This is a genomic window from Paraburkholderia phymatum STM815 (genome assembly GCF_000020045.1).
GTDB lineage: Bacteria > Pseudomonadota > Gammaproteobacteria > Burkholderiales > Burkholderiaceae > Paraburkholderia > Paraburkholderia phymatum.
The window spans coordinates 1,007,962-1,032,940 of the sequence record NC_010623.1 but is presented as its reverse complement, the minus strand read 5'-3'; the positions used below and the strand labels follow the sequence as shown (position 1 = coordinate 1,032,940).

The following is a 24,979-nucleotide window of genomic DNA, read 5'->3' as shown; positions in this document are numbered from 1 at the left end:
GACTTCACACGAATGACGACTTTTCCGATTGCCTTGCATTTTCGACTTCGCGAACTCGCGCGCCGCGCGCCTCATGCGCCTGCACTCGCTGCGTTTTCGCCGCACACCGTGCGCATGTCGCGCAGCGAACTCGACGCTCGGGCATCGCGGGTCGCGGCCATCTTGCGCGCGCGCGGCGTGGGGATTGAGGTGCGGGTTGGCGTGTGCGTCGACAGATCATGCGACCTGTTCGTCGCGTTGCTCGCGGTCTTGAAGGCGGGCGGCGTGTTCGTCCCGCTCGACCCGCGACAACCTGCCGAACGACTCGACTGGATCGCGCGCGACGCAGGCCTGCGTCATGGAATCGTCACGCGTGATGCGAGCGCGGCGATGCGCGCGAGGTTCGAGCATTGCATTGACGCCGATATGATCGACATCGATGAGGCGGCCGATTTCGAAGATGTTCAGGTGCATCCGCATGCGGCCGCGTACATGATTTACACGTCCGGCTCGACGGGCACGCCGAAGGCCGTCGTCGTCGAACATGGCCCGCTTGCCGCGCATTGCGATGCCATCATCGGCGCATATCCGATGATGGATGCGGACCGCGTGCTGCACTTCGCGTCGGTGAACTTCGATCTCGCGCACGAGTATTGGCTCGCGCCGCTCGCGGCGGGCGCGAGCATCGCGATCACTGCGCCCGGAACCATTGCGCCGGACGATGCGCGCATGCTGGTCGAACAGGAATGCGTGACCATTGCCGCTTTTCCGCCTGCCTATCTGCGCGAATTTGCACGAGCCGCGCGGCGTCACGGAGTGCCCGACGCGCTGCGCGTGCTCGCATTCGGCGGCGAAGCGATGCCTGGCGATGTATTCGGCGAAATCAGGCAAACGTTCAACGACGTGCGTCTGATCAACGGCTATGGTCCGACCGAGACCGTGATCTCGCCGATGTTATGGTCGCTCGACCCGCATGTTGCGTATGAGGACACCTCATGCGCGTCGTTGCCGATCGGTACGCCGATCGGTTTGCGCACAGCGCGCGTGACGGATCCCGCTTCCGCCGATGGCGCTGCACTCGACGACGGATCGTGCGGCGAGTTGCTGCTGGGCGGCGCATGCATCGCGCGCGGCTATCACGGACGCGCCGCGCAAACGGCTGAGCGCTTCATCCCCGATGCCGATGGCGAACCGGGATCACGCGTGTACCGCACAGGCGACCTTGCGCGTTTGCGCACCGGCGGTGCCTACGACTACTTGGGGCGCGTGGATGATCAGGTGCAGATTCGCGGCGTGCGTGTCGAACCTGGCGAGATTGCGCAATCTTTGCGCTCGCATGCGCATGTGCGAGATGCCGCCATACTTGTCGAACAGATTGCGGGGCGCGTGCAGCTTACGGCCTGTGTCGTCATCACGGGTGCCATTGGAGAAAACGCGTTGCGCGAGCATTTGTCGAAGCGCTTGCCGGATGCGTGGCAGCCGCATCGCTTTGCGCTGCTCGATGCGTTGCCTTATACATTGAACGGCAAGCTCGACCGCGATGCATTGCGTGTGCGCGTTACATCGCAGGCCACGCAAGCAGCGATTCGGGAGCCGCAAAGCGAAACCGAACGCGCGCTGGCCGCGATCTGGCATGCGATTCTCGGCGGCGATCGCGTCCGCCTGGATGACCGCTTTCATGCGCGCGGTGGCGATTCGATTGCGATCATGCGTCTGCAAACTGCCATTCGTGCGGAGCTGGGAGTGAACCTGCGGCTGGATGCGCTGTTCGCCGACCCTGCGCTCGAAGCACTCGCCGCGCTCGTCGAGGCGAGCGAGCGGGAAGCTGCCGTGCAGCCGCTCTCCTTGAAAGCGATCGCTCGCAGCGATGCTTCGGCTGAGTTTGCCGATCATCGCGCATCATTCGCGCAGCAGCGCTTCTGGGTGCTCGCGCAAACGCGAGACGCGGGTAACGCCTATCACATCGCCGCGCACTGGAACATTCGCGGCTCCATCGACGTCTCATTGGTGGAAACCGCACTCGCGAGAGTCATCGAACGTCACGAGGCATGGCGCACCACGCTGCACGAGGATGAGAACGGCATCGTCATGCAGCGCGTTCATGCACGAATCATCGTGCCCGTAGCGCGGATCGATCTGCGCGAAATTCCGCTCGATTCGCTCGACGCACGCGGAACCGAGATGGCCGACGAACACGCAACGCAGCCATTCGATTTGCAGCATGGGCCATTGCTGCGTGCGTCAATGGTCACGTTCGCTGACGATGAGCATCGGCTGATGTTGACCGCGCATCATGCGATCAGCGACGGATGGTCGTCGCGCTGCGCGTTCGCGGAACTGGCCGAAACCTATGCAGCGTTGAGCGAGCGGCGCGCCGCCGCGCTGCCCGCTCTTGCTGCGCAATATGCAGACTTTGCGCAATGGCAGCGCGCCTGGCTCGACGGTGCAGAACGCGAGCGGCAACTGGCATATTGGCGGGACGCGTTAAAAGACGCGCCTGCACCGCTCGCATTGCCCGTCGATGGCAGCGTGCCTGCGGAGCGCACGCTCGTCGGCAAGCGCGTATCGCATCGGCTCGACGGGCGAGTATCTGCGGCTGTGCGCGAGTTGGCGAGCGGCGCGCATGCATCGACGTTCATGGTTTTGCTGACCGCATTGCATGCGTGGCTGCATCGCCTGACAGCGACCACGGACGTGGTCGTCGCGGCGCCCGTCGCGAACCGGCAGCGCGAGGAAACGGCCAGTCTGCTCGGTCTTTTCGTCAACACAGTAGCGTTGCGCGCCCGCATATCGCCGCATGCGTCAGTCGCCGATCTGCTTTCGCAGGTTCGCGACTCCACGCTTGGGGCTTACGCGAATCAGGATGTTCCGTTCGATCAGGTGATCGATGCCGTCAAGCCGCCCGTGCGACGCGGCGAGGAATGGTTGCGCGTGAAACTCGCGCAGCAGTTCGTGTTCGATGAGCCCGTTGCATTGCCGGGTGCCGTCGCGACCTTGACGCCCGGTCCCGACAAGGCAGCGCGTTTCGACTTCGCACTCGATTTCACGGACGACGCGCGCGGCATCGAACTGGTCGCTGCATGGGCGACGGATTGCATCGACGACGCGACCGCACATGCGTGGCTCGACAGCTTCGTTGCGCTGCTGACGGACAGCGTGGCGAATCCCGCGTCGCCTGTCAGCTCGCTCGCTTGTTTCGGTTCGTTGGAAAGTGCGCTGCAAGGCCGAGCGCAGACGTTCCAGTTCGATCACGTCGTGGCGGCATTTTCACATCACGCGAACGCGACGCCGAACCGGATCGCCGTCACGGACTCGCACCGTCAGCTTACGTTCGAAGCGCTCGATGCCGCATCATCGCGTGCCGCACGTGCGTTGATCGAGCAGGGCGCGGGCGCGGAACGGGCCATTGCGCTATGCATCGATCGCTCCGTCGATTTCGTCGTCGCGCTGCTGGCCGTGTTGAAGTCGGGCGGGATGGCCGTCCCACTTGATCCCGCTGCGCCGCGCGACCGCATTGAAGCATCGATTGCAGCGTGCAATGCGCGCTGCGTGATCGTGGCGAGCAACGCACCGCGCATCGAAACGCAAGCCCACGTGGTGTCGCTCGACGCATTGCTCGAAGCGGACGATCAAGGCGATCGCCGGTTCATTGCACCCGATCAGGCCGCCTATCTCATCTACACGTCGGGTTCGACGGGTACGCCGAAAGGCGTCGTCGTGTCGCATCGTGCATTGGCGGACTATGTTCAGGGCGTGCTCGACGAGCTGAAGTTTGCGCCCGGCGCGAGCATGGCGATCGTCTCGACCGTCGCCGCCGATCTGGGCCATACGACGCTTTTCGGCGCCCTGTGCTCCGGCCGAACCTTGCACCTGCTGCCGAAAGAGTGCGCGTTCGATCCCGACCGCTTCGCCGCGACCATGCGCGAACGCGCAGTCGGCGTGCTGAAGATCGTGCCGAGCCATCTGCATGCGCTGCTCGAAGCGCAACACCCCGCCGACGTGCTGCCGTCACATGCGCTGGTGTTCGGCGGCGAACCGTTGCCGTGGACGCTCGTCGAGCGGATCGCGTCGTTGCGGCCCGCGTGCCGCGTGATCAATCACTATGGTCCGACTGAGGCCACAGTCGGCGCGCTCACCTTCGATGCGACGGCTAATGTCAGGGCTGCAAACGCGTCGACGGGCGTACCCACGGGCCGACCTTTGCCGAATGCACGCGCTTGCGTGCTGGATGCGCATGGCGCGCCCGTGCCCGTCGGCGCAATCGGCGAACTGTATCTGGGCGGACCGGGCGTCGCACGCGGCTATCTGGGGCGCGCGGCAGCGACGGCGGAGCGTTTCGTGCCCGATGCCAGCGGGCCGAAGGGCGCGCGTCTGTATCGAACGGGCGACCGCGTACGCTTGCGGGCCGACGGCGCAATCGACTACCTGGGCCGTCTCGACGATCAGGTGAAGATTCGCGGCTACCGCGTCGAACCGGGCGAAGTGAGCGCGACGTTGCGTGCAATCGATGGCGTCAGGCAAGCGGAAACGCTCGCGATCGTCGAAGACGGACGCACGCGTCTTGTTTCGTTTGCCGTGGTGCAAGGCTCGCGCGATGAAGCCGTGTTGCGTGGCAAGCTCGCCGCGCGTTTGCCCGACTACATGGTGCCCGCGACGCTCACGCTGTGCGATGCATTTCCCGTCACGGCGAACGGCAAGATCGACCGCGCGAAACTGCGCGAACTCGCGCAGCAACCTGTCGTGCAGACGGCGAGCGATGCGCGGCTCGAAGGCACGGAGCGCATTCTCGCGGACGTATGGAAAGAAGTGCTGCGCGCGGAGCACGTGGGCCGTGACGACAACTTCTTCGAGTTGGGCGGCGATTCGATTCTCGCGTTGCAGGTAATCGCCCGTTCCCGCAAACGCGGCGTGCGCATCACGCCGAAGCAACTGTTCGATCAGCCGACCGTCGCGCAACTGGCGCACGTCGCGCAAGCGGTTGCCGCGACGCTCGGACAGAAAGCGGAAACGCGTGCAGCGCTCGCGCCTGCGGACAATGCGCGCGTCGCATTGACGCCTGCGCAGCATCGCTTCTTCGAACTGAATGTGCCGAATCCTCACCATTGGAATCAGGCCATCGAATTGCATGCGCCGGAGCGTTTCGATCTGGATGCATTTGCGCAGGCATTCGGTGCGGTGCTCGCCCATCATGACGCGTTCCGTTTGCGCTTCGCGCAAGACGCGGCTGCATCGTGGCGTGCGCGGTACGCGGACAACGCATTCGACGCGCTGCCTCTCGTCGCAATCCAGGCGCGCGACGAACACGACGCGCTCGCGCGATTCGACGAACTGCAACGCGGCTTCGATCTGTCACGCGGGCCGCTTGCGTGTGCGCTCGTTGCAATGTTGCCCGACAGTACGCCGCGCATGTGGATTGCGATTCATCATTTGATCGTCGATGGCGTGTCGTGGCGCGTGCTGCTAGAAGACCTCGACGCCGCTTACCTTGCGGCATGCGAACGCCGTCCGGTGCGCCTCGCTGCGCAAGGCGCACGTGCGTCGGACTGGGCACAACGTCTTTCAGCGGCGGCGCGTGCCGGCGAAGCCGCCCCATCGTTTGCAAAAGAAATGCCGTACTGGACGTCGATGCAGCAGGCCAGCACTGCGCTGCCTTTCGATCGCCCGCATGGCACGGCGACCAATGCCGATGCATGCACGGTCGAATGGACCATCGACGCGACGCTCACGCAAACCGTGCTCACGGATGCGAACGCCGCATGGCGCACGCAGACCCTCGACCTGCTGGTCACCGCGCTTGTGCACACACTCGGCACGAGCGTCGCGGCCGATTCGCTATTGATCGAACTGGAGGGCCACGGACGCGAAGCGCTGTTCGACGACTGCGATGCGAGCCGGTCGATTGGCTGGCTGACGAGTCACTATCCGGTTGCGCTGCCCGTGCGCGAATCGCGCATCGACACCCTCGCTGCCGTGAAGGACGCGCTGCGCGCCGTGCCGCACAAAGGGCTTGGCTTTGGCGTGCTGCGCTATCTGGCGAACGAATCGACTCGCGCCGCGCTTGCCGCATTGCCGCGCCCGCGCGTCACGTTCAACTATCTCGGCCAGTTCGGCGAGGCAACGAACGACCGCGCGCTGAAGGCACGTTTCGGCGGCGCAGGCTGCGAGCGGGATCTGGCGGGACCCATGTCGAATGCGCTGGCGATTCATGCGCATATCGACAGCGCGCGCAAGCTGAAGGTGCATTGGGTGTACAGCTCGGCGATGTTCAACGCGGGCACGGTCGAACAGCTCGCGCGTCAATTCGAAACTGCGTTGCGCGATATCGCGGCGGGTTGTATCGAACGCGTATCGAAGCGCGGCGCCAGCGCCACGCCCGCCGACTTCCCGCTTGCGCAGCGTGCCGGTCTCACGCAACCGATGCTGGAGCGGCTCGAAGTCGATTTGCGTCAGGTCGACGACATCTATCCGCTGTCGCCGATGCAGCAGGGCATTCTGTTTCACTCACTGTATGCGCCGGATCGCACGACCTATGTCAATCAACTCGTCGCGACGCTGACGTCGCCGGATATCGCGCGTGTGACGGCCGCGTTCGATCATGTCGTGCCGCAGCACGACATTTTGCGCACCAGCTTCTGGCACGACGCGGATGTGCCGCTGCAAATCGTACATCGTCAGGCGAAGCTGCCCGTCGTCGTACTCGACTGGCGCAACCGCCACGCGCACACAGCGAACTTCGAGCAATGGCTCGCGGAAGACCGCGCGCAAGGATTCGATCTTGGCCAGGCGCCGTTGATGCGCGTGACACTGATCCGCGTGAGCGACGACGAATGGCGCCTCGTGTGGACGCGCCATCACCTGCTGCTCGACGGCTGGAGCACCGCGCGCATGTTCGCCGACGTGCTGCGCGATTACATGAGCGAGCGCCGCGCGTTGTCGTTCGGCCCGGCTGCACGCTTGCGCTACCGCGATTTCATCGCGTGGCTGGACGCACGCGATCATGAAGCCGACAAGGCATTCTGGCTCGAACGCCTCGCGCGCTTCGACGGACCGACGCTGGTTGCGCCGAACGCATCGGCGCAAAGCGGCACGGCTGCAACGAGCGGCGCGTGGCGAGCGCAGTTCGATGCCGCGATGACCGCGAAGCTGACGACACTCGCGCGCAATCTCAAGCTGACCGTGAATACGCTCGTGCAAGGTGCGTGGGCGCTCGCATTGCAGCGGATGACCCATCACGCGACGGTCGCATTCGGCGCTACCGTCGCAGGCCGGCCAGACGCGTTGCCCGACGCCGAAGGCGTGCTCGGTCTCTTCATCAACACGTTGCCGGTCATCGCGACGCCAGCGCCGCAACAGCGCATCGCCGACTGGCTCGCCGGTCTGCAACGTGACAACGCGGCGAGCGCCGAGCATGCGCACACGCCGTTGTTCGACATTCAGCGCTGGGCCGGGCAGGGTGGCGGGGCGATGTTCGACACGCTGATCGTGTTCGAGAACTATCCTGTCGATGCCGCATGGTCGTCGGACGACGGGTGTGCGCTGCGGCTGTCCGACATACGCAGCATTGAATCGACGGATCTTGCCATCACGCTGGTCGTCCAGGCCAGCGATACGATGACGGTCGATTACGGCTACGACACTGCGCGTCTCGATGAAGCACGCGTTCGCGCGTTGCATCGCGCGTTCGATACATGCATCGGAGCTTTCATCGCCGATCCGCACGCGCTGCTCGGCAGTATTTCGATCGCTGCCCAAGACGATCTCGTGCAACTCGCGAACTGCAACAACACCGCGTGTGCCTGGCCGGATCGACTGCAATTGCCGCTTCAACGCCAGTTCGAACGCCATGCCGCCGAGATGCCGGACGCGATCGCAGTCGATTTCATCGACGCGAACGAGGTACGCACGCGCCTCACATACCGCGAACTCGACGACCGCGCGAACCGCGTCGCGGCTGCGTTGCTCAACGCGGGCGTGAAGGCGGACAGCGTGGTTGCGCTGTATGTCGAGCGCTCGATCGAGATGGTCGTCGCGCTGTTCGGCGTATTAAAGGCAGGCGCCGCGTATTTGCCTGTCGATCCCGACTATCCTGCCGAACGCGTCGCGTATCTTCTCGACGATGCGCGGCCCGCCGTCATCCTGACTCAAAGCTCACTGCATGCGCGCGTTGTCGATTCGATTGGCGACACCGATGCGCAGGTATGGCGTGTCGACGAACTGGATGCGGGTTCGGTTCCCGATTCGTCCGTCGACGTCCATCCCGACCAGCTTGCGTATCTGATCTACACCTCGGGTTCCACAGGCAGGCCCAAGGGCGCGGGCAATACCCACCGCGCGCTGGCGAACCGCATCGCATGGATGCAGGGCGCGTATCGGCTAACGCCGCGCGATGTCGTTCTGCACAAGACACCGTTCGGTTTCGATGTGTCGGTGTGGGAATTCGTGTGGCCGTTGTCGGCCGGTGCGACGCTCGCCATTGCTGCTCCCGGCGATCATCGCGATCCCGCGCGCCTCGCCGCTGCAATCGACGCATACGGCGTGACGACGCTGCATTTCGTGCCGTCGATGCTGGGTGCTTTCCTCGGCTATCTGCGGGACTTCGGTGCCGCCGCGCAATGCGCGGGCATCACGCGTATTGTGGCGAGCGGCGAGGCGCTTTCGCCCGAACTCGTGGCGCGCGCGCGTGCCCTGTTGCCGCAAGCGCAGCTGCATAACCTGTACGGCCCGACGGAAGCCGCGATCGACGTGTCGCACTGGACCTGTACGGACGACGATGCGGGAGCCACCGCGGTGCCGATCGGCAAGCCCATCGCGAACATTCAGTTGCATGCGCTCGATGCAGCGCTTCATCCGTTGCCTGCGGGCGCAATCGGCGAACTGTACCTGGGCGGCGTCGGACTCGCGCGAGGGTACCTCGGCCGCGCGGCCTTGACTGCCGAGCGATTCGTGCCCGATCCGTTCAAGCCGGGTGCGCGCCTCTATCGCACGGGTGATCTGGTGTGCCGACGCGCGGACGGCGTGCTCGACTATCTCGGCCGCGCCGATCAGCAGGTCAAGCTGCGTGGCCTGCGCATCGAGCCCGGTGAGATCGAAGCGGTGCTGCGTGCTGCGCCCGGCGTGCACGATGCCGTCGTGATCGTGCGAGACGACGGGCTGATCGGTTACGTCGCGCGCCGCGCGCAAGAAGAGTTCGATCGAACCGCGCTGTTCGCGGCGCTGCACGCGCAACTGCCCGCGTACATGGTGCCGACGCACGTGATCGAACTCGACGCATTGCCCGTCACGCCGAACGGCAAATGCGACCGCAACGCATTGCCTGCGCCGTCGCTCCAACCGGCAGAGATTGCGGAGCCGCAAACGGGCACCGAGCGTGAACTCGCGGCGATATGGCGGCGCGTGCTGCGTCTTGACGAAGGCCACGCAATTGACCGCGATGCCGACTTTTTTGCGCTGGGCGGTCACTCGCTGCTCGCCACGCAGGCGAATGCGCGAATCAATCTGCGCTGGTCGCTCGGGCTGCCGCTGCGCACGCTGTTCGACGCGCGCACGCTCGCGCGCTGCGCGGCCGCTATCGACACCGCGCTTGAAGCACGCGGCGCCCATGCACTCGACGACGCAGCGCGCGCAATCGATGCTTTGCTCGGCGAACTCGAAGCGCAATAAGGAACGACAGGATGAAATCCACTCCCGATCTGCTGGCACTGGCGGCGCGTTTCGCGCAGTTGCCCGACGCGCAACGCAAGTTGTTCATCACGAAGCTTGGCGAAGCCGGCATCGACTTTCGCATGCTGCCGATTGCGGCGCGCGCTGACCGCTCGTCGGCTGTGCCTGCCTCGTTCGCACAGACGCGGCTTTGGCTGCATGCACGCATGATCGACGAGCCAGCCGCGTATCACGTGACGAGCCGGCTGCGCCTCGACGGCGAACTGAATCGCGCAGTGCTGCGTCACGCATTCGATGCGCTGGTTGCACGTCACGAAGCGTTGCGCACGACGTTCGTGGATTCCGCCGATGGCGGAGTCGATCAGATCGTGCATGCGCCTTCGCGATGCCCGTGGCGCTTCACGGATCTTTTGCGTGTGGCCAAAGCCGACCGCGAGAACATCGCGGCTGACGTTGCGGCGAAGGATGAAGATCAGCCTTTCGATCTCGCTAGCGACGCACCCGTACGCGTGCACCTGATCGCACTCGACAACACGGTGCACTGGCTGGTGTTGACGATGCATCACATCGTGTCGGATGGCTGGTCGATCGACGTGCTGCTCGATGAACTGGCCGCGTTCTATCGCGCCTATGCGAACGGGAAGACTGTCGCGCCTGCGCCGCTGCCCATTCAATACGCGGACTTTTCGCTGTGGCAGCGTCGCTGGCTGGATGCAGGCGAGGCCGAGCGCCAGTTGCAATTCTGGCGCGAGCGGGTGAAGCGCGATGCGGGCGTGCTCGCATTACCGGGCAGCGGGGCGCGGCCGATGCAGCGGAGCGCGCGCGGCGGGCGTCACTACTTCACGATCGATGCGGCTAGCGCGCAGCGGGTACGTGCACTCGCGCAGGCGCGCCATGCGACGCCGTTCGCGGTGTTGCTTGCCGCCTTGCACGCACTGCTTGCGCGGGCGAGCGGCGAGACACATATCCAGATCGGCGTGCCTGCTGCGAATCGCGAGCGCGCGGAAACCGCGGGGCTGATCGGCTTCTTCGTGAATACGCTAGTGGTCGGCGCGCGTGTCGATATGCGCGAACCGTTCGATGCATTGATCGATCAGGTGCAGCGCGCGCTCGTCGATGGTCAATCGAATCAGGACGTGCCGTTCGAGCAGATCGTCGAGATGCTCGGCGTGCCTCGCAGTGCGAGTCATCATCCGCTATTTCAGGTGATGGCCTCATATGCCGCGCGTCGTGCAATCCCCGCATTCGACAATGTGCGCGTAACCGATCTTCCGTTCGGCGCGCCGTACGCGAAGTTCGATCTGACGCTCGGTTTTGAAGAACGCGAAGACGGTGCACTCGATGCCGCCTTCGTCTACTCGGCCGATCTGTTCGATGCGCGGGCCGTCCAGCGGATTGCGGACGAGTACGGCCAGTTGCTCGATAGCGCGCTGGCTTCATCGCAAGCGCCCGTGGGCGATCTCGAATGGCTGACCGAGGCCGAGCTCGCGCAACTCGATGCGTGGAATGCCTATCGACCGGCTAGTGCGGCTTTCGTGCCCGTGCACATGAAGCTCGCTCAACACGCGAAGAAAGAGCCTGACGTAAGCGCTGTGACGGACGCCGGCCGAACGCTCACGCGCGCCGAACTCGATGCGCGCGCCGCACGCCTCGCGGCTCGCATGATGACTGCGGGCGTCGGCGCGGAAGTGCGGGTGGGTATTGCTGTCGGTCGCACGACGGATCTGTTCGTCGGTCTGCTCGCCATTCTGAAATCGGGTGGGGCGTTCGTGCCGCTCGATCCGACACATCCACAGGAACGGCTCGCGCATATCGTCGACGATGCGTTGATCGAGCATGTCGTGACGGAACGGCGTCACCTGCCGAAACTTCCGCTGCGACACGGCACGCGTGTCTGGCTGATCGATGCAGACGACGCGCAGCAGGAAGAGATCGCCTGGCACGAACCGGCGATCGCGCCGACGCAAGCGGCGTATCTGATCTACACATCGGGGTCGACGGGGAAACCGAAGGGGGTCGTCGTCGATCATGCGTCGATCGCGATGCACTGCGCGGCGATCGTCGCGCGCTACGGCATGTGCGAGCAGGACCGTGTGCTGCATTTCATGTCGATCAACTTCGACGGCGCGCACGAATGCTGGCTCGCGCCATTGTCGGCAGGTGTCGCCGTTCGCATCACCGATGACGCGCTGTGGCCGCCCGCGCAAACGTGCGAAACGATCGCGCGGGAACGGATTACGATTGCCGCGTTCACGCCGAGCTACGCATTGCAAATGGCCGAATGGGCGCGCAGGCACGGTGCGCCGCGTTCGCTGCGCTCGCTCACGGTGGGCGGCGAAGCGACCTCGCGCGAAGCGTTTGCGGCGCTGCGTCAGGCGTTTCCCGACGTGCGCGTCGTCAACGGTTATGGTCCGACGGAGACGGTCATCACGCCGCTGCTATGGATAATCGATGCGCACGAAGACGCGAGCGATATTGCCGATGCCGCGTATCTGCCCATCGGCACGCCCGTCGGCGAGCGGACCGCACATGTGCTCGATGCGAATCTGCGGGCTTTGCCCATTGGCGTGACGGGTGAACTGTATCTGGGTGGCACGGGCGTTGCGCGGGGCTACCACGCGCGCGCCGCGCTGACGGCCGAGCGCTTCGTACCCGATCCGTTCGGCGCGCCCGGCGCGCGGCTGTACCGCACGGGCGACCGCGTACGCCGTCGCGCGAATGGCGTGCTCGAATTCGTGGGACGCATCGATCATCAGGTGAAGGTGCGCGGGCTGCGCATTGAACTGGGCGAAATCGAAGCGCGTCTGATCGCCCATGACGATGTGCGCGATGCCGTGGCCGTCGTGCGCGGCAGCGGTGCGGATGCGGCGCTCGCTGCGTATGTCGAATTGAGCGAAGAGGCGGGCAAGCGTAGTCGGCGTGTGGACGGCGGTGCACTCGTGGACTATCTGCGCCGTGTGCTGCCGGACTACATGGTGCCGCCGCATATCGTCGTTCTCGATGCGTTGCCGCGCAATGCGAACCGCAAGATCGACCGCGCCGCGTTGCCCGAGCCGCTGCGGACCGAGCGGGCAGTCGATGCCCCCGCCCCTGGCATCGAAACGGCGCTCGCGAAGATCTGGGGTGAGGTGCTGCGTGTCGAGCGCGTGGGCCGTGCCGATCACTTCTTCGAGCTGGGCGGCCATTCGCTGGCCGCCGTCAGCGTGGCGACGCGGGTCAGCGAACGTCTGTCGCACGATGTTGCCGTGCGCACTCTGTTCGAGGCGCCGACGCTTGCTGCGTACGCGAAGCGCGTAGCGGAATCGCCGCACGTCGCTGCAGACGAGAGCACACGTCACGCGCAGGAACAGGGCGATGCCAGCGATCTTGCGCTGAGCGACGCCCAACGTGCGTTGTGGTTCCTGTGGCGCGCGCAGCCGGACAGCGCCGCATACAACATTCCCGTCGCGCTACGCCTGCGCGGCGCGTTGGACGCGAGTGCGCTGCAGTACGCATTCGATCATGCGGCGAGTAAGCATCCTGCGTTGCGTGCGCGTCTCGTCGCAACGAAAGACGCTGCGGAACCGCGCCAGACGATCGGCGAGCACTGTCGTGTGATGTTGCCTGTTGTCGATCTGGGCGAACTTGCGTCAATGGATGAGCGGATCGCGGCAGCCGCGCGCCTCACGAACGACGATGCGCTCGCACCTTTTGATCTCGCCAACGGCCCCTTGTGGCGTGCGCGTGTGATGCGTCTCGCGGACGACGATCATGTGCTGTCGATCGTGATCCATCACATCATCGCAGACGGGCGATCGATCGACGTGTGGCTCAACGACGTGCAGCGCGCTTACGCCGCCAGCGTGACGGGCCAGCCGTTGAACGCGTCGACTATGGCACCCGCATTCGCTGCCCGGACGCCCGTCCGGCAAGCCGATATGACGTTCTGGCGCGACGCATTGCGCGGTGTCGATGTGCTGCACCTGCCGCAAGCGTCGGCGGCGCGTCCCGTATCGCCCGCCTGGAGCGCGGGGCGCATCGCCTTCGCACTCGACGCACCCTCGATCGAGCGTGTGAAGGCATTGGCTGTATCGACTCAAGCGACGTTGCCGATGGTGTTACACGCGGGGTTGAATGTCGCGCTCGCGCGTCAGATCGGCGCGCTCGATCAGCCTGTCGGGGTGCTCGCCTCGACGCGCGATGCCGATGCCGACGACGCGATCGGCCTGTTCATCAATGCAGTCGTCGTGCGCACGGCGATGCGCGAATCGGCCTCGCCGCGCGACGTGATTGCCGCCGTGCGCGACGCCGCGCTCGGCGCGTACGCGCACGTCGCAGTGCCGTTCGCGCAGGTTGTTCACGCGGTGCGCGCTTCGCGCACTGCAAGCGGCAATCCGCTGTTCAAGGTGATGTTCAACTACCTGCGTGCCGCACACGGCGATAGCCGCGAGTGGCACGGCATCGCGGTGGAGGAGTTCAACGACGTGCGTCATCGCGTCGTGTTCGATCTCGAACTCGACATCGTCGAACATCCCGATGGCCGCGTGACAGGCGCGTTCTCATATGGACGCGAGCTGGTCGATGGCGCGTTCGTCGAGCGTCTGTGCGGCGATTATCTGGCGGTTGTTACGCGCTTTGTTGATGCCCCGGATGAAGCGATTGTCGTTTCGGCCGAAGGCCCCACGGTTGCACCTGTCAAGAAGGCTGATGCACTTCGCGAGCCGTCGCCGCGTGCCGCGCGACTGATGCAGATATTCGCGCGAACGTGGGAGCGCACCTTCGAACGCGAAGCGCCCGCAATGAACGACAACCTGTTCGAAGCGGGCACGACGTCGTTCGACGTGGTGCGTTTCGTCGATGCGGCGAATGCAGCAGGGTATCGCATCGCGATCGACGATGTGTTCGTGCATCAAACGCTATCGGCGCTGGCAGGCGAGCTGGCGCGACGACTCGACGCCGACCTCGAGTGGGAGGCACGCGAAACAGCCACGGAGGTGCGCGATGCACGCTGAGTTCACACGGGACGATATCGACGTGTTCAAGCCGCCTTCTCTGGCGGCGTATCTGGAGGGCGACGCGATCGCGGTGGTGGAGGACGGCCGCGCCGAAGGCATCGTGCTGCAAGCGCGCTGGACACGCGAAGACGGCCTGCGCATCGTCGAATGGTGCAAGGGCATCTCCCCGCTCGGACAGCGCCGCGCAGTGCTGGCCGCATTGCGCGCAGCGTTCGGCGCGAGCCGCGACAGCAAGAGCATTGTGCTCGATACCGGCAAGTTGCATCCCGATGCGCTCGACGGGTTGCGTTACGGCGGCGTGCTGACCGCACAGAACGTCTGCATGCGCGATGCGTGGGCCCAGCAGCCCGATTTGTGGCTCACGCGTGCGGTATCGATACCCGTGACGGCGCTCTCCTATGCAATGACGGATAGCGCGCGGCATCCGCGGCGCGCGCCGTATCGCGACGGCGTCGTCTACGTGCGGGACGTGCCGGAGTTCGGACATCGCTTCACGTTGCGCACGGCATCCGTCGCGCAAGACCTCGAACGCCTGCACGCATGGATGAACGAGGCGCGCGTCAATGCCTTCTGGAACGAAGCGGGCACGCTCGACGCGCATCGGGCATATCTCGAACGTGTTTTGTCGACGCCGCACATGCATCCGTTGGTCGGCGCGTTCGATGACGAGCCGTTCGGTTACTTCGAAGCGTACTGGGCGAAGGAGGACCGCATTGCGCCGTTCGCGGCATCGACGGATTTCGACCGTGGTCTGCACATGCTTGTCGGCGATACGCGCTGGCGCGGCGCGGAATGCGTCGCTGCCTGGCTGCCGTCGCTCGTTCATTACCTGTTTCTCGATGATCCGCGTACTCAGGCCGTGGTTTGCGAACCGCGTTACGACAACGCACGCATGATCGATTACCTCAAAAGGCATGGCTTTTCGAGCATCGCGCCTTTCGATTTTCCGCACAAACGGGCGCTGCTGATGCGTGTCATCCGCGAAGCGTTCTTCGACGGAAGACATCTGTGATGTCCCGTCGCATTCTGGATTGCATCCACAACGGCCGTCGCCACTGGTAGAAGAGAGACATTTGATGACTCATTTGACGACTCAACGAGAACACATTCACGATCTGATCGGCGTCGGCTTCGGACCGTCGAATCTTGCGCTGGCCGTGCGCCTCGCGGAGAGCGGCAGTGCGCCGGCCGCGCACTGCTTCATCGAACGGCAGCCGGAGTTTGGCTGGCATCGCGGCATGCTGCTCGATGACAGCCGCATGCAGATTTCGTTTTTGAAGGATCTTGTCACGCAGCGCGACCCGACGAGCCGTTTCACCTTTATCAACTATCTGTTCGAACGCGGACGTCTACAGCATTTCGTCAATCTAAAGAACTTCTATCCGACGCGAATCGAGTTTCATGACTACCTGCGCTGGGTTGCGAGCGCGTTCGACGATCAGGTGCATTATGGCGAATCGGCGACGAGGATCGAACCTGTGGTGGATGCAAACGAGCCGCGCACCGTCACGCATCTGCGCGTGCATTCGCGCGATGCACAAGGCAAGGAACGTCATCGGTTGACGCGCGCGCTGTCGGTCGGCATGGGGGGCGTGCCGCAGATTCCGGCTGCGTTCAATGCTTTGCGCGATTCTGTCGTGATTCATTCGTCCAGCTATCTGACGTCGATTGGCGATCTCGTCGGCGACGGTAAGCGCGGCACCGCGCAACGCCGGCGCGTCGCCGTCGTTGGCAGTGGCCAGAGCGCGGCTGAAGTGTTCATCGATCTGGCGCGCCGGTTCCCGCACGTCGATGCGACGCTCATGATGCGCGCGCCGGCCTTGAAACCGGCCGACGACAGTCCGTTCGTCAATGAAATTTTCAATCCGTCGTTCACAGACCTCATTTATTCGCAGCCGAAGGACGCGCGCCGCTCGTTGCTCGATACGTTTCGCGACACCAATTACTCGGTGGTCGACCGGCCCTTGATCGAACAGATCTACGAGTTGCTGTACGTGCAGAACGTGAGCGGTGCATCGCGTCATCGGCTGCTGAACAACTGCGCGATCGAGTCCGTGCGTGAAGTGCAAGCCGTGAATGGGAGCGAAGTCGAAATGCTTGTGCGCGATCGCATGCGTGACGAGGCCGCGCTGGAATGCTTCGATGCCGTCGTGCTGGCGACGGGCTACCGGCGCGATGCACATCACTCGCTGCTCGAACCGCTCGCCGATGCGTTGGGAAAGCCTGTCGGTCAATGCGAGGTCGCGCGCGACTATCTGCTCGCGACGCCCGCGCATTTTCAGCCGCGCATCTATCTGCAGGGATGCTGCGAAGACAGTCACGGCTTGAGCGACACGCTGCTCTCCGTGCTCGCGCGCCGCGCGGACGAGATCGCCGGATCGCTCGAAGCGTGCAAGAACGGAAACGGTGTTGCCGTGCAAGCGCGCACGGCGCAAAGCGGCGATCGGGTGGCGTTTGCTCTTTAAAACAATGCGGATCTGGCAAACCGATCGGCTATCGGTCCAGTTGAATCAATCGAGGAAAGGAAGACAGGCATGAGCGCTCGCGTGGGCTTTGAGGAACTTGTTCCGACGCCGGATGGCTTTGCACTGACAGCGTGGCCGCGCGACGCGGCGCCTGAGCAGTTGTTGCCCGCGCTCGCGGAAATCTATTGCCGCGACGCGAAGCGGCAGCGGGTATCGCTTAACGTGCCGCTGGAACGCGACGATGACGCGACGCGTGCGTTCGTCACACGCGCGATACGCGAGGGCATCGTCGAGACCGCGGAACATGAAGGCGCGACGCTACGGCTGACGACTTCGCGCGCGACCTTCTGGCAGCAGCCGTCATTGTGGCTCACCGCGCCGTCATCGGCGGGCATGCCTATGCGCTACACGGTCCATCACGACCGGCGTCATCCGGTGCGTGCGCCTAAGCCCGAGGGCGTCGTGTATCGCCGCTTCATGCCGACCGTGGGCATGACATTCAGTTTGCGTACGGTGGATGCGGAGCGCGATACCGATGTCTTTCACTATTGGCAGAATCAGGAGCGCGTCGCGCGCTTCTGGGACTTCAAGGGTACGCGTGAGCAGCATGCGGCATATCTGAACGAGCAGTGCGCGGACTCGCATGTGCATCCGTTGATCGGTTGTTTCGACGACGTGCCGTTCGCCTACTTCGAAGTCTATTGGGCGAAAGAAGATCGCATTGCGCCGTTCTACGATGCCGGCGACTTCGATCGCGGCCTGCATCTGCTGGTGGGCAACAGCGACTATCAGAGCGCGGGGAAACTGCGGGCCTGGTTCAACGGCATCCTGCATTACATGTTTATCGACGATCCACGCACGCAACGCGTGGTCGGTGAACCGCGCATCGATCACACGCGTCATATTGCGTGGATGCACCGGCTGGGCGCTTACACGCTCAAGGAGTTCGATTTTCCGCACAAGCGGGCGGCGCTCGTCATTGTCGAGCGTGAGGCGTACTTCGGGCAGTTCGGGCCTTGAGAAGCGGGAATCAGATCAGGCGCAACTGGCGTTTCAGATCGCCGCCTTTGCGCTTTTTTGCTTCTGCTTTTTTGCAAATGTCGAGCAATAACCAGCGCGCAACTGTCTCAGGACGGTCCATTCCGTATTGAGCGGAACGGATGTCCCAACCGAAATAAACGATAACGGTGCCTTCAATTACCCGATATGAGCCCGTGTGTGTAATCCCTGCGACCGTAACGGTAAGCGGTCGCCTCTCGTCGTATTGTGCTGAAGCCATTTTGGCGATTTTTAATTACAAAGCCAAAACTTATACGGACGATTATCGCTCGTCAACCGAATATGCTTTTAGATGCAAGTATTGGATTTTCAACAACGGTTGGAAATCACCAATGCGATTCCGGAACCGGGCGAGTGCATTTCAACGGAGAATGGTGAGTTCGCTCAGCGCCCAAGGGCGCCGCAGATTCTTCTGACGATATAACAGGGCGTTTCCACCCGCTCCGCTCTCGCGACGGCCGCCTGCACGCCGTTCCCCGAAATTCAACTGTCGGTCCAATTTTGACAAGATCGACAAGCGCTTTTATTAATAGAACAATCTATATTGGAGAAACAGGATCCTTCAACGCGGACCGCGATTTCGACCGGGCCTTACGGCAGATCATGCCTGCGCGCTACGTTGCATCGTCATGTCATGGCGGTCTTCGGGGACGGCCATGCTTCTTTCAGCAGGGGGGGCCATGTCCACGTCACCGCTTTTCGATGCGCCGCACGGCGTCGGCGATTCCGTCGAACAGGCTGATTCCCGCTTGCACAATCGCGACCTTGCCCCTGTGCCTCATACGCGGCGCACCTGGACGGGCTATAGCATCTTTGCGATGTGGATGTCCGACGTGCATAGCGTCGGCGGCTATACGTTCGCGGCGAGTCTCTTTCTTCTCGGCATTTCCGGCTGGCAGGTGCTGATCGCACTGACGGTTGGCATCCTCGTCGTCTACGTGCTGATGAACTGGGTCGGAAAGCCGAGCTACATGCACGGCATTCCATTTCCCGTGATGGCGCGGGTGAGCATGGGGGTAATGGGCGCAAACCTCGCCGCCGTAATTCGCGGTGTGGTGGGCATAGTCTGGTATGGCGTGCAAACCTACTTCGCGTCCAAAGCAGTGGCGACCTTGCTGCTTTTGTTCGCGCCCGCGTCGGTCGCACTGCGCAACGTCAGCTTCCTGAGCCTCGACGGTCTGGGCTGGGTGAGCTTCCTCTTCATGTGGATCTTCCAGCTGTTTATTTTTCAAAGAGGCATGGAGACGATCCGCAAGTTCATCGACTTTTGCGGGCCCGCCGTCTACGTCGTGATGTTCGCGCTGATGGCGTGGATTCTTTCACAAGCCGGGCTTGGCAGCCTGAGTCTGACGCTTGGCGGCAAAACGCTAACGGGCTCCGAGCAGTTCGCGGGCATGGGCAATGCAGTGCTGCTCGTCGTCAGCTACTTTGCTGCGCTGCTGTTGAACTTCGGCGACTTCTCTCGCTTTGCAAAGAGCGAGCAGCAGATGAAGGTCGGCAATTTCCTGGGACTGCCCGTCAACTTCATCGTCTTCGCGATCATCACGGTGATCGTGACGTCGGGCAGCGCCCGCGTGTTTGGCTCGATGATCATGGACCCCGTCGCGATCGTCGCACACATCCAGAACAAGGTGGCCGTGGTGATAGGCAGCGTCACGTTCATCGTAGCGACAATGGGTATCAATATTGTCGCCAATTTTGTCTCGCCTGCTTACGACCTCGCGAACCTTTTCCCCAAGCACGTCGACTTCAAGCGCGGCGGACTGATTGCATCGATTCTCGCGGTAGTTGTGTGCCCGTGGATTTTCGTCGACAGTCCGAAAGCCATTACGATATTCGTCAGCGTGTTCGGCGCCGTGCTCGCACCCCTCTACGGGGTGATGATGGCCGACTTCTATCTGATCAAAAAGCAGCAGGTACACACTGCCGAGTTGTACACGATGGCGCCCACTGGCCGCTTCTACTACGACGGTGGCTGGAACCGGGTGGGCGTAGCGGCGCTCGTGCTGTCGGGCTGCATTTCCATTGGTTGGGAACTCTGCACGCAACTATTGCACGTGCTGCCCGCAAACAACTTTGGCTGGCTGATCGGCGCCGTGGCGGGCGCGGTGCTATACGTAGTCATAATGCGGATCGCTCGTAGAACGTGACAGGCCTTCTTCGGCGCCTTCACGCCGAAGTCCGCAGCGTTAGCACATATGCTCACGTGTTGGCGTGATGGACGGATTTGGGCGCTAGTTTGTCGTTAGAGGCCGATCAAAGTATTCGATACTCAGTAGTCGATTCGTGACGTGTACGAGTGCGCCACTGCCTTCATATGCTCGCGCATATACCCGCAGGGCCGTCGAATCGAAACAACTCCATATTGCCAGCACTTTCGAACGGACACGAAGATGGACCGGCTTGACGCGTTAAGGCTGTTTGTCGAAATCGCCGAAGCCGGGAGTTTCTCCGCGGCTGCGCGAAAGAGCACGGTATCGACGTCGACGGTAACGTTAGCGCTGCAAAAGCTGGAAGAGGAAGTCGGCGCACGTCTCATCATGCGCACGACGCGGCGTTTGGCTTTTACGCATGAAGGCCAGCGCTTTCTCGACGACGCACGCCGTGTGCTTGCCGATTGGGATGCGGCGATCCTGAGCCTGCGCGAAGACGGCCCATTGAACGGGCCAATCCGCTTGACGGCCAGCACCGATTTCGGCCGCACACGCGTCGTGCCGTTGCTGGACAAGTTCATGAGCCTGTACCCACAGGTGCAGGTGTCGCTGTTGCTGACGGACGGCGTGGTGGATCTGGTCGATCAACATCTCGACCTGGCGTTGCGACATGGTCCGCTGATCGACCCGCGGCTCAAGGCACGCCTGCTGCTGACGGGACCGCGCGTCGTATGCGCCGCTCCGTCCTATTGGGCGGCACATGGCAAGGCGATGCATCCGTCGCAATTGTCCTCGCATAACTGCCTGATCCTCGCGCGGCCCGATGCGCCGTTCACGAACTGGCCGTTCGTCGTCGACGGCAAGCAGATCGCCGTCAGAGTATCCGGTAACCGTGTGGCGAGCGACGGCAGCGTGCTGCGCGAGTGGGCCGTCAACGGCTATGGCGTGATACTGAAGAACCGGTGGGATGTCTATCACGAACTGATATCAGGCAGCCTCGAGACGGCGCTGGATCAGTACATCGGCGAGCGCGTCGATCTGTTCGCTGTCTATGCGGGGGCGGTGCCGAGCCGGCGGGTAGGTACGCTGATCGATTTCATCGCGCGAGAACTGGCCGTCGACGACGCGCTCGAGCTGCATCCGCTGGACAGCCTTCGACCGCTTTAGCATCGTTTTCCGAATGCTCAGACCTTTAGCCGCACGACGAATTGCACCGGCATCCGACAGCAGTTAGCCTGACTGCGATGTGACGGGTCGGAGTGGCTATGTCTCATACAGCGCGGGTGTCGAATACGGCTTGCACCGCGTGTTTTTGATGTGTTGTCTGGCGGCTATGGACTAGCCAAAAGTCACGCGTATGACAAAGGTACGCAAACCCTGCGGGTGGTGCGTGAAGATTCGATGCTGCGCCTGCAACGAATGTTGCGCGGTTCGCGCGTCATTAAGCGACGCGCAGCATCGTTGGCTAACGCGCCAAGGGCTTTGCCGCCCATGGCGCTTAAGATTTGTTCAGGCTTTACAGCATGCGAATGATCGTGCTTCGAATTCAGTCGAGCACGATCCCGCTCGGACAAGACGGTACGGCGGACGCCAGAATCATGCGGTCGCGATTCGCGGGGAAATAGCTCTCGCATGCTCGGGGGCGAAACACCGGGTCGCCGCGGCGTATCGGCATGCCCGTCAATACGCAGAACGAATCCATGCGTGCGAGACCGATGCGCCACACCTGATCTGCGTAATGGCCCGAGCGCGGATCGCTCCAGCACACACTCAGCGTCTTCGACGACAGTTGTTCGAGGATCGAGATGTGCGCCGGCGGCGGTTCAGCGGTAGCGGGTTCGAGTGCTTCCGGCGGCGGGCGCTTGGTCATGCGGAATTTTTTCTTTGGACCGTATTGTGCTTTCTTGACCGATTCAAGGGGCGTGGGCATCAGGACGCCCACCAAGGCGCGTCGAACGATATCTTCTTCAACCGGACGAGTCATCATTCACCTCCGTCACAGAGTTTGGCTGGCGGCACGCTCTGAGGCGGCCGAGATGCTGCTGCTGACGTGTTGTACGGTGTGGCTCGCAAGGCAGTTCCAGTGACATGCCTGCATGGCGCGCAGCAATGCGCGAAATCGATTCCCGCCATCAACGCGCCGTGACTCTATATTGGACGTTCAGGCGGCCATACAGCAAGTTAAGCGTTGTTAACCGGATTGCGCAACGTAATCTTGTCGCGCTTCAGGTCGCTGATGTTCTTAAGCCCGGCCGAAGCGCTGACCCTGTCTGCGCGCGCGCCCTTAAGGCTGCATATCCGCATAAATATGCATCGCTATTACTTCTTGTCCCACCTTGACGCGGTTGTCATGGTTGTCGTTGGCGACAAAGATTGCCAGAAGCCTGGCGGCCTTGGTCTTGCTCACATCCACGCTGAGAACAACTGCTGCACGCCCGGCGCATCCGTTCCGCTAGATGGGCGGCTTCCTGAACAGGTCGCGCGCAATCGAACAGAACAGGTCGGTCGTGGGACTCTGATCCTGCAAACGCCGGCTCATGATGATGGGCGACGACACTTGCGTTTCGTCGATCGACCGGTATGTCACGCCGTGCGCCCGCAAACCCCTCACGCTTTCGGGGACGAGACACACGCCAACTTGCGCGGCGACGAGTCCAAGCGCAGTTTGCAGTTCCCTCACTTCATGAATGGCGGCCGGCTCGACGGCATGATCGCGGAACGCGCAGAGCTGCTGGTCCGCGTAACTCGGACGCGGCGTCGACGGATAGATGATCAGCGTTTCCTTCGACAGCGCGTCGAGCGTCAGCCTGGGCGCGTCGGCGAGCGCATGACCGGCGGGCAGTGCCGCGATCAGGTGTTCTTCGACGAGCACCTCGCGTGCCAATTGTGCATCGTCGAAACGCAGCCGACCAAAGCCCACGTCGATCCGGCCGCCCTTGAGTGCGCTCAACTGCTCGATCGTGAACATTTCGATCAACGAAATCTGAATAAGCGGCGCGGCTTCTCTGAACGCGCGGATCACGTCGGGCAGCGGGCCGTATAGCGTGGATGGCACGAAGCCGACCACGATGCGCTCGGCGAGTTGCGCAAGACGCCGCGTGAGAGGAAGCAGTTCGTCGCTCTCTTCGAGCAGACGCTTCGCCTGCGCGTAAAAGACCCGTCCCGCCTCGGTCAGCCTGAGGGGACGCGCACCGCGTTCGAACAGCGCAAGTCCCACACTGTCTTCGATCTGCTGGATTTGCCGCGAGAGTGGCGGCTGCGTCATGTTCAGGCGTTCGGCCGCCCGCGTGAAGTTCCTTTCTTCAGCGACGGCCACGAAATAGCGGAGTTGGCGCAGTTCCATCTATGCCCCGAAGGTATGGAAGTAGACTCAATCGGTCTTGGACGGATTTCGCCGGCGCCCCTAGTATGAGCACAACAGCAGGAGAGCCGTATGATATCAAGCCCCGTTCAGATACAAGCCATAGAGACCATTCTCGTCGACGTTCCGACGATTCGCCCGCACCGCCTGTCGGTTGCCACGATGAATTGCCAGGCCCTCGTGCTGATCCGGATTCAATGCGCGGATGGTATAGAGGGCTGGGGCGAGGCGACGACGATCGGCGGTCTGGCTTACGGCGAGGAAAGCCCCGAAAGCATCAAGACCAACATCGACACGTATTTCGCGCCGATGCTCAAGGGCATGGACGCGACTCGTCCCGGCCGGGCGATGGCGAAGCTGCGTGAGTGCTTCCAGGGCAACCGCTTCGCCAAGTGCGCGATCGAAACCGCGTTGTTCGACGCGCAGGCACAACGCTTCGGCGTGCCGCTGTCGGAGTTGTTCGGCGGCCGGGTGACGGATTCCGTTGAAGTCGCATGGACGCTGGCGAGCGGCGACACCGGCCGCGATATCGACGAAGCGCATCTGATGCTCGAAAAGAAGCGGCACCGCGTGTTCAAGCTGAAGATCGGCACGCGCGCGCCCGCTGACGACATCGCGCACGTCGCTGCCATCAAGGCCGCCGTTGGCGATCGCGCCGAAGTGCGCGTCGACGTGAATCAGGCATGGAGCCAGACGGAAGCGATCTGGGCCAGCGAGCGGCTCGCGGACGCAGGCTGCAATCTGATTGAGCAGCCCATCGCCGCCGAAGACCAGCGCGGACTCAAGCGGCTCGCGCATCTGTCGAAGGTGCCGATCATGGCGGACGAAGCGCTGCACGGTCCCGTCGACGCGTTCGACATCGCCAGCGCGCACGCGGCAGATGTATTCGCCGTGAAGATCGCGCAGTCGGGCGGCTTGACGGGTGCCGCGAGCGTCGCCGCTATCGCGCTCGCCGCGGGCGTCGACCTGTATGGCGGCACCATGCTCGAAGGCGCGATCGGCACGATCGCTTCGGCGCAACTGTTTAGCACGTTCCGCGAATTGAAGTGGGGCACCGAGTTGTTCGGGCCGCTCCTTCTCACGGAAGAAATTCTCAGGGAGCCGCTGCGTTACGAGAACTTCTCGTTGCAGTTGCCGCATGGCCCCGGACTCGGAATTCAACTCGACCTCGACAAGATCGGGAGATTGCGCCGCGACTCGAAACACGGCGCGAGTGTGGTCAAAGGTTAGCTATGACGGTGCTGGATTCGCAGCCCGTAAAGCACATTTGGCATCGTCATCAGTGATTGGACTAAAAGGAGACATCCC

11 protein-coding genes are annotated in these 24,979 nt (G+C 63.0%); 8 read left to right on the top strand and 3 right to left on the bottom strand.

All coding sequences use genetic code 11. The annotated features are described in order from the left end of the window. Window positions 1-12 precede the first annotated feature (12 nt). From BPHY_RS20350 to BPHY_RS20330, 5 genes are all read left to right on the top strand, one after another. Entirely contained in the window at window positions 13-9,639 is a 9,627-nt protein-coding gene (locus BPHY_RS20350; protein WP_041764439.1) for a non-ribosomal peptide synthetase, read from the top strand. 11 nt (window positions 9,640-9,650) lie between these two features. Next, window positions 9,651-14,630, top strand: a complete 4,980-nt coding sequence (locus tag BPHY_RS20345; protein ID WP_012403334.1) for a non-ribosomal peptide synthetase — start codon at window positions 9,651-9,653, stop codon at window positions 14,628-14,630. Next, window positions 14,620-15,645: a GNAT family N-acetyltransferase gene (locus BPHY_RS20340; RefSeq protein WP_012403333.1), complete on the top strand. Its 1,026-nt coding sequence runs from the start codon at window positions 14,620-14,622 to the stop codon at window positions 15,643-15,645. Before BPHY_RS20345 ends, BPHY_RS20340 begins: the two co-directional genes overlap by 11 nt. A 64-nt stretch (window positions 15,646-15,709) precedes the next feature. Further along, window positions 15,710-17,098 (top strand): lysine N(6)-hydroxylase/L-ornithine N(5)-oxygenase family protein, encoded by a 1,389-nt coding sequence (locus BPHY_RS20335; protein WP_012403332.1) that lies wholly within the window; start codon window positions 15,710-15,712, stop codon window positions 17,096-17,098. Between the two features lie 69 nt (window positions 17,099-17,167). Continuing rightward, a complete protein-coding gene (locus BPHY_RS20330) occupies window positions 17,168-18,118 on the top strand; it encodes a GNAT family N-acetyltransferase (protein WP_012403331.1) in 951 nt (316 codons plus the stop codon). Window positions 18,119-18,128: 10 nt separating this feature from the next. Here BPHY_RS20330 and BPHY_RS20325 read toward each other — a convergent pair whose 3' ends face one another. Beyond that, window positions 18,129-18,377, bottom strand: a complete 249-nt coding sequence (locus BPHY_RS20325) for a hypothetical protein (RefSeq protein ID WP_012403330.1) — start codon at window positions 18,375-18,377, stop codon at window positions 18,129-18,131. Between the two features lie 460 nt (window positions 18,378-18,837). Between BPHY_RS20325 and BPHY_RS20320 the strand changes: the two genes are divergently transcribed. Continuing rightward, window positions 18,838-20,307, top strand: coding sequence for an NCS1 family nucleobase:cation symporter-1 (locus tag BPHY_RS20320; RefSeq protein ID WP_041764437.1), 1,470 nt, complete (start codon window positions 18,838-18,840; stop codon window positions 20,305-20,307). Between the two features lie 243 nt (window positions 20,308-20,550). Beyond that, window positions 20,551-21,477, top strand: a complete 927-nt coding sequence (locus tag BPHY_RS20315; RefSeq protein WP_012403328.1) for a LysR family transcriptional regulator — start codon at window positions 20,551-20,553, stop codon at window positions 21,475-21,477. Between the two features lie 379 nt (window positions 21,478-21,856). Here BPHY_RS20315 and BPHY_RS20310 read toward each other — a convergent pair whose 3' ends face one another. Beyond that, window positions 21,857-22,180, bottom strand: coding sequence for a DUF3331 domain-containing protein (locus tag BPHY_RS20310; protein WP_052306169.1), 324 nt, complete (start codon window positions 22,178-22,180; stop codon window positions 21,857-21,859). A 582-nt stretch (window positions 22,181-22,762) separates the two neighbouring features. Continuing rightward, on the bottom strand, window positions 22,763-23,653 hold the full coding sequence (locus BPHY_RS20305; protein WP_012403326.1) for a LysR family transcriptional regulator: 891 nt from the start codon (window positions 23,651-23,653) through the stop codon (window positions 22,763-22,765). A 90-nt stretch (window positions 23,654-23,743) separates the two neighbouring features. Between BPHY_RS20305 and BPHY_RS20300 the strand changes: the two genes are divergently transcribed. After that, window positions 23,744-24,901 carry a muconate/chloromuconate family cycloisomerase gene (locus tag BPHY_RS20300; protein ID WP_012403325.1) on the top strand — a complete coding sequence of 386 codons (1,158 nt, stop codon included), beginning with the start codon at window positions 23,744-23,746 and terminating at the stop codon, window positions 24,899-24,901. Window positions 24,902-24,979: the final 78 nt, after the last annotated feature.

Bases quoted from the DNA above. Each gene is read 5' to 3' on its own strand.
- BPHY_RS20350 (WP_041764439.1), top strand. From the start codon at position 13: ATGACGACTTTTCCGATTGCCTTGCATTTTCGACTTCGCGAACTCGCG.
- BPHY_RS20345 (WP_012403334.1), top strand. From the start codon at position 9,651: ATGAAATCCACTCCCGATCTGCTGGCACTGGCGGCGCGTTTCGCGCAG.
- BPHY_RS20340 (WP_012403333.1), top strand. From the start codon at position 14,620: ATGCACGCTGAGTTCACACGGGACGATATCGACGTGTTCAAGCCGCCT.
- BPHY_RS20335 (WP_012403332.1), top strand. From the start codon at position 15,710: ATGACTCATTTGACGACTCAACGAGAACACATTCACGATCTGATCGGC.
- BPHY_RS20330 (WP_012403331.1), top strand. From the start codon at position 17,168: ATGAGCGCTCGCGTGGGCTTTGAGGAACTTGTTCCGACGCCGGATGGC.
- BPHY_RS20325 (WP_012403330.1), bottom strand. From the start codon at position 18,377: ATGGCTTCAGCACAATACGACGAGAGGCGACCGCTTACCGTTACGGTC.
- BPHY_RS20320 (WP_041764437.1), top strand. From the start codon at position 18,838: ATGTCCACGTCACCGCTTTTCGATGCGCCGCACGGCGTCGGCGATTCC.
- BPHY_RS20315 (WP_012403328.1), top strand. From the start codon at position 20,551: ATGGACCGGCTTGACGCGTTAAGGCTGTTTGTCGAAATCGCCGAAGCC.
- BPHY_RS20310 (WP_052306169.1), bottom strand. From the start codon at position 22,180: ATGACCAAGCGCCCGCCGCCGGAAGCACTCGAACCCGCTACCGCTGAA.
- BPHY_RS20305 (WP_012403326.1), bottom strand. From the start codon at position 23,653: ATGGAACTGCGCCAACTCCGCTATTTCGTGGCCGTCGCTGAAGAAAGG.
- BPHY_RS20300 (WP_012403325.1), top strand. From the start codon at position 23,744: ATGATATCAAGCCCCGTTCAGATACAAGCCATAGAGACCATTCTCGTC.